This is a genomic window from Neobacillus sp. S1115, from assembly GCF_055385565.1.
Genome location: NZ_AP038275.1, coordinates 592565 through 602500, shown reverse-complemented (window position 1 = coordinate 602500; position 9936 = coordinate 592565). Strand labels below are relative to the sequence as shown.

At 48.7% G+C, this 9936-nt stretch carries 1 protein-coding gene and 5 rRNA genes (1 of these 6 running past the window's edge); 1 reads left to right on the top strand and 5 read right to left on the bottom strand.

The features are described from left to right. The 5 genes from ACZ5B7_RS02885 to ACZ5B7_RS02865 all read right to left on the bottom strand — a co-directional run. A 23S ribosomal RNA gene (locus ACZ5B7_RS02885) occupies positions 1 to 1085 on the bottom strand (it extends 1850 nt beyond the left edge of the window). A gap of 196 nt (positions 1086 to 1281) precedes the next feature. Next, a 16S ribosomal RNA gene (locus ACZ5B7_RS02880) occupies positions 1282 to 2831 on the bottom strand. 423 nt (positions 2832 to 3254) lie between these two features. Continuing rightward, positions 3255 to 3371, bottom strand: a 5S ribosomal RNA gene (gene rrf, locus ACZ5B7_RS02875). An 87-nt stretch (positions 3372 to 3458) separates the two neighbouring features. Beyond that, positions 3459 to 6395, bottom strand: a 23S ribosomal RNA gene (locus ACZ5B7_RS02870). Positions 6396 to 6597: 202 nt separating this feature from the next. Then, a 16S ribosomal RNA gene (locus ACZ5B7_RS02865) occupies positions 6598 to 8147 on the bottom strand. The 16S, 23S and 5S rRNA genes sit together here, the layout of an rRNA operon. A gap of 488 nt (positions 8148 to 8635) precedes the next feature. On the opposite strand from ACZ5B7_RS02865, the gene ACZ5B7_RS02860 reads away from it, so the two are divergent. Next, a complete protein-coding gene (locus ACZ5B7_RS02860) occupies positions 8636 to 9097 on the top strand; it encodes a CoxG family protein (RefSeq protein WP_464492562.1) in 462 nt (153 codons plus the stop codon). The last annotated feature ends 839 nt before the right edge of the window (positions 9098 to 9936 follow it).

Below are 9936 nucleotides of genomic sequence, written 5' to 3'. Positions count from 1 at the left end.
TCCACATCCTTTTCCACTTAACGTATACTTTGGGACCTTAGCTGGTGGTCTGGGCTGTTTCCCTTTTGACTACGGATCTTATCACTCGCAGTCTGACTCCCACGGATAAGTCATTGGCATTCGGAGTTTGTCTGAATTCGGTAACCCGATGAGGGCCCCTAGTCCAAACAGTGCTCTACCTCCAAGACTCTAACTACGTGAGGCTAGCCCTAAAGCTATTTCGGAGAGAACCAGCTATCTCCAAGTTCGATTGGAATTTCTCCGCTACCCACACCTCATCCCCGCACTTTTCAACGTGCGTGGGTTCGGGCCTCCATCCAGTGTTACCTGGACTTCACCCTGGACATGGGTAGATCACCTGGTTTCGGGTCTACGACTACATACTAATTCGCCCTATTCAGACTCGCTTTCGCTGCGGCTCCGTCTCTTCAACTTAACCTCGCATGCAATCGTAACTCGCCGGTTCATTCTACAAAAGGCACGCCATCACCCATGAACGGGCTCTGACTACTTGTAGGCACACGGTTTCAGGATCTCTTTCACTCCCCTTCCGGGGTGCTTTTCACCTTTCCCTCACGGTACTGGTTCACTATCGGTCACTAGGGAGTATTTAGCCTTGGGAGATGGTCCTCCCTGCTTCCGACCGGATTTCACGTGTCCGGCCGTACTCAGGATCCACTCAGGAGGGAACGAAGTTTCGACTACAGGGCTTTTACCTTCTATGGCCGGCCTTTCCAGACCGCTTCATCTACCCCGTTCCTTTGTAACTCCATGTTGAGTGTCCTACAACCCCGAAAGGCAAGCCTTTCGGTTTGGGCTGTTCCCGTTTCGCTCGCCGCTACTCAGGGAATCGCGTTTGCTTTCTCTTCCTCCGGGTACTTAGATGTTTCAGTTCCCCGGGTCTGCCTTCAATACCCTATGTATTCAGGTAAAGATACTGCTCCATTACGAACAGTGGGTTACCCCATTCGGAAATCTCCGGATCGGCGCTTACTTACAGCTCCCCGAAGCATATCGGTGTTAGTCCCGTCCTTCATCGGCTCCTAGTGCCAAGGCATTCACCGTGCGCCCTTTCTAACTTAACCTAAAAGGTTTTACTTACTCTTAAAAATAAGAGAGAAAAACTAAAAATGGCGATTACTCGGTTCTTACTTGGTTACTTCTTCTATACGATTATCTAGTTTTCAAAGAACGAAAGTTTTGAGAGATTGTTCTCTCAAAACTAAACAAACAAGAAACAGTCAACTTCTTATCAGTCCATAAGGACTGCATTATCCTTAGAAAGGAGGTGATCCAGCCGCACCTTCCGATACGGCTACCTTGTTACGACTTCACCCCAATCATCTGTCCCACCTTAGGCGGCTGGCTCCTTGCGGTTACCCCACCGACTTCGGGTGTTACAAACTCTCGTGGTGTGACGGGCGGTGTGTACAAGGCCCGGGAACGTATTCACCGCGGCATGCTGATCCGCGATTACTAGCGATTCCGGCTTCATGCAGGCGAGTTGCAGCCTGCAATCCGAACTGAGAATGGTTTTATGGGATTGGCTCCACCTCGCGGCTTCGCTGCCCTTTGTACCATCCATTGTAGCACGTGTGTAGCCCAGGTCATAAGGGGCATGATGATTTGACGTCATCCCCACCTTCCTCCGGTTTGTCACCGGCAGTCACCTTAGAGTGCCCAACTGAATGCTGGCAACTAAGATCAAGGGTTGCGCTCGTTGCGGGACTTAACCCAACATCTCACGACACGAGCTGACGACAACCATGCACCACCTGTCACTCTGTCCCCCGAAGGGGAAATTCCTATCTCTAGGAGTGTCAGAGGATGTCAAGACCTGGTAAGGTTCTTCGCGTTGCTTCGAATTAAACCACATGCTCCACCGCTTGTGCGGGCCCCCGTCAATTCCTTTGAGTTTCAGCCTTGCGGCCGTACTCCCCAGGCGGAGTGCTTAATGCGTTAGCTGCAGCACTAAAGGGCGGAAACCCTCTAACACTTAGCACTCATCGTTTACGGCGTGGACTACCAGGGTATCTAATCCTGTTTGCTCCCCACGCTTTCGCGCCTCAGCGTCAGTTACAGACCAGAAAGCCGCCTTCGCCACTGGTGTTCCTCCACATCTCTACGCATTTCACCGCTACACGTGGAATTCCGCTTTCCTCTTCTGCACTCAAGTCCCCCAGTTTCCAATGACCCTCCACGGTTGAGCCGTGGGCTTTCACATCAGACTTAAAGGACCGCCTGCGCGCGCTTTACGCCCAATAATTCCGGACAACGCTTGCCACCTACGTATTACCGCGGCTGCTGGCACGTAGTTAGCCGTGGCTTTCTGGTCAGGTACCGTCAAGGTACCGGCAGTTACTCCGATACTTGTTCTTCCCTGACAACAGAGCTTTACGACCCGAAGGCCTTCATCGCTCACGCGGCGTTGCTCCATCAGACTTTCGTCCATTGTGGAAGATTCCCTACTGCTGCCTCCCGTAGGAGTCTGGGCCGTGTCTCAGTCCCAGTGTGGCCGATCACCCTCTCAGGTCGGCTACGCATCGTCGCCTTGGTGAGCCGTTACCTCACCAACTAGCTAATGCGCCGCGGGCCCATCTGTAAGTGTCAGCCGAAACCGACTTTCAACCTTCCCTCATGCGAGGGAAGAAATTATCCGGTATTAGCTCCGGTTTCCCGAAGTTATCCCAGTCTTACAGGCAGGTTGCCCACGTGTTACTCACCCGTCCGCCGCTAACCACCGGGAGCAAGCTCCCAGTGATTCGCTCGACTTGCATGTATTAGGCACGCCGCCAGCGTTCGTCCTGAGCCAGGATCAAACTCTCCAATAAAGTTGAGTTGATTAGCTCAAAAATGTTACGTTGGCTCATGTTTTCTATTTAATAGAAGAAACATGATCATTATTGTTTGTTGACGTTTTTGTTTGTTTAGTTTTCAAAGAACAATTTATTACAGACAGATTTATAATATACCATCTCTTTCTGAACTAGTCAACTGCTTTTTTGAAGTGTTAACTTGTTTCAGTGACAGGAATTAATTTTAGCAAAACTGCTTTTAAAAGTCAACTATTTTTCTAGAAACAAAAGACCTTATGTTAATTCCTCTCAGCGACAAATGTTATATTACTAGAATATTTCATCTGCGTCAATGTTTTTTTAGTTTTTTTGCACTAAGAAAATTAATCATAAAAAGCGATCCGTCTCACGCTTCACAAATTAAATAAAAAGACAACCATTTTCAGGTTGTCTTTTTTTGCCTGGCAGCGTCCTACTCTCACAGGGACTTGCGTCCCAACTACCATCGGCGCTGAGAAGCTTAACTTCCGTGTTCGGGATGGGAACGGGTGTGACCTTCTCGCCATTACTACCAGACCTATTTATTTGGAGGTTTCATTCCCTCAAAACTAGATAATGCAGAAGAAGTTTAGTAAAAACGAGTTCACCTTACTTAATTATGACTTGGTTAAGTCCTCGATCGATTAGTATCAGTCAGCTCCACACGTCACCGCGCTTCCACCTCTGACCTATCAACCTGATCATCTTTCAGGGATCTTACTAGCTTGACGCTATGGGAAATCTCATCTCGAGGGGGGCTTCATGCTTAGATGCTTTCAGCACTTATCCCGTCCGCACATAGCTACCCAGCGATGCCTTTGGCAAGACAACTGGTACACCAGCGGTGCGTCCATCCCGGTCCTCTCGTACTAAGGACAGCTCCTCTCAAATTTCCTGCGCCCACGACGGATAGGGACCGAACTGTCTCACGACGTTCTGAACCCAGCTCGCGTACCGCTTTAATGGGCGAACAGCCCAACCCTTGGGACCGACTACAGCCCCAGGATGCGATGAGCCGACATCGAGGTGCCAAACCTCCCCGTCGATGTGGACTCTTGGGGGAGATAAGCCTGTTATCCCCAGGGTAGCTTTTATCCGTTGAGCGATGGCCCTTCCATGCGGAACCACCGGATCACTAAGCCCGACTTTCGTCCCTGCTCGACTTGTAGGTCTCGCAGTCAAGCTCCCTTGTGCCTTTACACTCTGCGAATGATTTCCAACCATTCTGAGGGAACCTTTGGGCGCCTCCGTTACACTTTAGGAGGCGACCGCCCCAGTCAAACTGCCCACCTGACACTGTCTCCCACCCCGATGAGGGGTGCGGGTTAGAATTTCAATACAGCCAGGGTAGTATCCCACCGACGCCTCCACCGAAGCTGGCGCTCCGGCTTCTCAGGCTCCTACCTATCCTGTACAAGCTGTACCAAAATTCAATATCAGGCTACAGTAAAGCTCCATGGGGTCTTTCCGTCCTGTCGCGGGTAACCTGCATCTTCACAGGTACTATAATTTCACCGAGTCTCTCGTTGAGACAGTGCCCAGATCGTTACGCCTTTCGTGCGGGTCGGAACTTACCCGACAAGGAATTTCGCTACCTTAGGACCGTTATAGTTACGGCCGCCGTTTACTGGGGCTTCGATTCAGAGCTTCGCTTAGCAGCTAACCCCTCCTCTTAACCTTCCAGCACCGGGCAGGCGTCAGCCCCTATACTTCGCCTTGCGGCTTTGCAGAGACCTGTGTTTTTGCTAAACAGTCGCCTGGGCCTATTCACTGCGGCTCTTCGGGGCTATTCACCCCAAAAAGCACCCCTTCTCCCGAAGTTACGGGGTCATTTTGCCGAGTTCCTTAACGAGAGTTCTCTCGCTCACCTTAGGATTCTCTCCTCGCCTACCTGTGTCGGTTTGCGGTACGGGCACCTTTTATCTCGCTAGAGGCTTTTCTTGGCAGTGTGGAATCAGGAACTTCGGTACTATAATTCCCTCGGCATCACAGCTCAGCCTTAAGGTGAACGGATTTTCCTATTCACCAGCCTAACTGCTTGCACGCACATATCCAGCAGTGCGCTTACCCTATCCTCCTGCGTCCCCCCATCACTCAAACGATAAAGAGGTGGTACAGGAATATCAACCTGTTGTCCATCGCCTACGCCTTTCGGCCTCGGCTTAGGTCCCGACTAACCCTGAGCGGACGAGCCTTCCTCAGGAAACCTTAGGCATACGGTGGATGAGATTCTCACTCATCTTTCGCTACTCATACCGGCATTCTCACTTCTAAGCGCTCCACCAGTCCTTACGGTCTAGCTTCAACGCCCTTAGAACGCTCTCCTACCGCGGACACCACAAGGTGTCCACCCACAGCTTCGGTGATACGTTTAGCCCCGGTACATTTTCGGCGCAGAGTCACTCGACCAGTGAGCTATTACGCACTCTTTAAATGGTGGCTGCTTCTAAGCCAACATCCTGGTTGTCTAAGCAACTCCACATCCTTTTCCACTTAACGTATACTTTGGGACCTTAGCTGGTGGTCTGGGCTGTTTCCCTTTTGACTACGGATCTTATCACTCGCAGTCTGACTCCCACGGATAAGTCATTGGCATTCGGAGTTTGTCTGAATTCGGTAACCCGATGAGGGCCCCTAGTCCAAACAGTGCTCTACCTCCAAGACTCTAACTACGTGAGGCTAGCCCTAAAGCTATTTCGGAGAGAACCAGCTATCTCCAAGTTCGATTGGAATTTCTCCGCTACCCACACCTCATCCCCGCACTTTTCAACGTGCGTGGGTTCGGGCCTCCATCCAGTGTTACCTGGACTTCACCCTGGACATGGGTAGATCACCTGGTTTCGGGTCTACGACTACATACTAATTCGCCCTATTCAGACTCGCTTTCGCTGCGGCTCCGTCTCTTCAACTTAACCTCGCATGCAATCGTAACTCGCCGGTTCATTCTACAAAAGGCACGCCATCACCCATGAACGGGCTCTGACTACTTGTAGGCACACGGTTTCAGGATCTCTTTCACTCCCCTTCCGGGGTGCTTTTCACCTTTCCCTCACGGTACTGGTTCACTATCGGTCACTAGGGAGTATTTAGCCTTGGGAGATGGTCCTCCCTGCTTCCGACCGGATTTCACGTGTCCGGCCGTACTCAGGATCCACTCAGGAGGGAACGAAGTTTCGACTACAGGGCTTTTACCTTCTATGGCTGGCCTTTCCAGACCGCTTCATCTACCCCGTTCCTTTGTAACTCCATGTTGAGTGTCCTACAACCCCGAAAGGCAAGCCTTTCGGTTTGGGCTGTTCCCGTTTCGCTCGCCGCTACTCAGGGAATCGCGTTTGCTTTCTCTTCCTCCGGGTACTTAGATGTTTCAGTTCCCCGGGTCTGCCTTCAATACCCTATGTATTCAGGTAAAGATACTGCTCCATTACGAACAGTGGGTTTCCCCATTCGGAAATCTCCGGATCTGCGCTTACTTACAGCTCCCCGAAGCATATCGGTGTTAGTCCCGTCCTTCATCGGCTCCTAGTGCCAAGGCATTCACCGTGCGCCCTTTCTAACTTAACCTAAAAGGTTTTTACTCTTAAAAATAAGAGAGAAAAACTAAAATGGCGATTACTCGGTTCTTACTTGGTTACTTCTTCTTTTACGATTATCTAGTTTTCAAAGAACGAAAGTTTTGAGAGATTGTTCTCTCAAAACTAAACAAACAAGAAACAGTCAAACAAACATGTATTGTCTGGCTCATATGTCCAGCTTATATCCTTAGAAAGGAGGTGATCCAGCCGCACCTTCCGATACGGCTACCTTGTTACGACTTCACCCCAATCATCTGTCCCACCTTAGGCGGCTGGCTCCTTACGGTTACCCCACCGACTTCGGGTGTTACAAACTCTCGTGGTGTGACGGGCGGTGTGTACAAGGCCCGGGAACGTATTCACCGCGGCATGCTGATCCGCGATTACTAGCGATTCCGGCTTCATGCAGGCGAGTTGCAGCCTGCAATCCGAACTGAGAATGGTTTTATGGGATTGGCTCCACCTCGCGGCTTCGCTGCCCTTTGTACCATCCATTGTAGCACGTGTGTAGCCCAGGTCATAAGGGGCATGATGATTTGACGTCATCCCCACCTTCCTCCGGTTTGTCACCGGCAGTCACCTTAGAGTGCCCAACTGAATGCTGGCAACTAAGATCAAGGGTTGCGCTCGTTGCGGGACTTAACCCAACATCTCACGACACGAGCTGACGACAACCATGCACCACCTGTCACTCTGTCCCCCGAAGGGGAAATTCCTATCTCTAGGAGTGTCAGAGGATGTCAAGACCTGGTAAGGTTCTTCGCGTTGCTTCGAATTAAACCACATGCTCCACCGCTTGTGCGGGCCCCCGTCAATTCCTTTGAGTTTCAGCCTTGCGGCCGTACTCCCCAGGCGGAGTGCTTAATGCGTTAGCTGCAGCACTAAAGGGCGGAAACCCTCTAACACTTAGCACTCATCGTTTACGGCGTGGACTACCAGGGTATCTAATCCTGTTTGCTCCCCACGCTTTCGCGCCTCAGCGTCAGTTACAGACCAGAAAGCCGCCTTCGCCACTGGTGTTCCTCCACATCTCTACGCATTTCACCGCTACACGTGGAATTCCGCTTTCCTCTTCTGCACTCAAGTCCCCCAGTTTCCAATGACCCTCCACGGTTGAGCCGTGGGCTTTCACATCAGACTTAAAGGACCGCCTGCGCGCGCTTTACGCCCAATAATTCCGGACAACGCTTGCCACCTACGTATTACCGCGGCTGCTGGCACGTAGTTAGCCGTGGCTTTCTGGTCAGGTACCGTCAAGGTACCGGCAGTTACTCCGATACTTGTTCTTCCCTGACAACAGAGCTTTACGACCCGAAGGCCTTCATCGCTCACGCGGCGTTGCTCCATCAGACTTTCGTCCATTGTGGAAGATTCCCTACTGCTGCCTCCCGTAGGAGTCTGGGCCGTGTCTCAGTCCCAGTGTGGCCGATCACCCTCTCAGGTCGGCTACGCATCGTCGCCTTGGTGAGCCGTTACCTCACCAACTAGCTAATGCGCCGCGGGCCCATCTGTAAGTGTCAGCCGAAACCGACTTTCAACCTTCCCTCATGCGAGGGAAAAAATTATCCGGTATTAGCTCCGGTTTCCCGAAGTTATCCCAGTCTTACAGGCAGGTTGCCCACGTGTTACTCACCCGTCCGCCGCTAACCACCGGGAGCAAGCTCCCAGTGATTCGCTCGACTTGCATGTATTAGGCACGCCGCCAGCGTTCGTCCTGAGCCAGGATCAAACTCTCCAATAAAGTTGAGTTGATTAGCTCAAAAATGTTACGTTGGCTCATGTTTTCTATTTAATAGAAGAAACATGATCATTATTGTTTGTTGACGTTTTTGTTTGTTTAGTTTTCAAAGAACAATTTATTAGAGACAGATTTATAATATACCATCTCTTTCCGAACTAGTCAACTGCTTTTTTTAAAAGGCAGCAACTCGGTTCAGCAACAGTAATTAATATTACCGTAGTGACCTTTAAATGTCAACTACTTTTTTGAGATAAAATGTTTTTCGTCATATCTCTTAGCGACAAACGTAATATTACTAGATTATTTTTAACACGTCAACATGTTTTTTTGTTTTTTAAAGTTAATCTCCAAACATGACACCGCATTCTTATAGAATTAAAAGTTACGGTACATATCCTTCGCCCAAGCTGTAAGGGACAAATCTCCCTTTAATTTACGGAACATATAATAAGAAGATCTTATTAATGTAACGGAAAGAAGGTAAATGAATGCCTACCGGAATGCATCAAGTTGAGGTGGATGTACCGATCAATCAGGTTTGGGATTTTGTTAAGGATATGGATAATTGGGCTCCTCTTATCCCTGGATATATTCAACATCGGAAATTTACGAACCGTCAGTCGACTTGGGAGTTTAATAGTAACATAGGATTCATAAAGAAAAAGATCAGTCTGATGGTCACCATAAAAGAATGGATTGAACCAACAAAGATAACTTTTCAGTTAAAGGGGGTAAATGAAGGACTTTCTGGTGAAGGATATTTCCTAGCAGAGGCGGTAGATGCAAATAAAACGAAGATAACCGGCTTTCTTGAACTCACTGCCGGCGGCGCAATGGGTCCGGTAGTTAATGCGGTCTTAAAGTCTCAGCTTCCTAAAGTAACGAAGGATATGGTTACTGCAATCGCTACTAAATTGGAGCAGCTTAATACCAATGTATCTCGAGTTTAGCCCCTAAAAAGGGACAGTCCCCTGTTTTGTTTAATTTAAGCGGTCTGTCCCATTACTTAGCCATCCATCAACTTCCAACAAAGTCCCCCATTTATTTTTTTAAATAAACGTTTGATTAATTGCAATGAAATGCTAATAAAAATAGGCTTTCCATTGGTTTTTATAACTAAAAACATTGTCGTTTACACAAACGTTTAATTAAATTTGTACATAACTCAAGTCAAGCGGGAAACTGGCATCTTTTTAGGGCAAAATAATTGCAGAATGAACAAGAAAATAACCGAAGAATTCATATCCCACCGCCATCATCGCTCATGACCTCAACTGCGATTGTCAATCTTCGCCAGATTTCCCTACTAGAAATCTATACAAACGTTTGGTTAAAAACTCGGACATGCGTGTTATGATTGGGCAGGATCTTAGAAGCTTCTAAAATATTTGTCAGTTACTCAAACGTTTGATTGAATTCACAAAAACATTGCTGTTTAAGGAAGTTGCTTAATTAGCATATTAAAAAATTGCAGATTTTTGCCGACGGGAAAATAAATAGACAAAATGATGCAGAAGAACCGTCCGACGCTGCTGAAATCACTTCATAAGAGGCAGATAAAAGATTCCCCCACAGGCTTGCTGATTGTCTCCAATAAACATATGAAGACCATTTTCCGTCTTGCCCTAAACCGTTTTGGTCTTCATCGACTTTACGAAGTCCATTTTTCATCTTACCCTAAACCGTTTTGGTCTTCATTGACCCTATGAAGACCATTTTCCATCTTGCCCTGTACCGTTTTGGTCTTCATTGACCTTATGAAGACCATTTTTCATCATAGCCTAAACCG

Excerpts from the sequence above, each read along its gene's own strand:
- ACZ5B7_RS02860 (WP_464492562.1), top strand. The coding sequence starts at position 8,636 with ATGCCTACCGGAATGCATCAAGTTGAGGTGGATGTACCGATCAATCAG.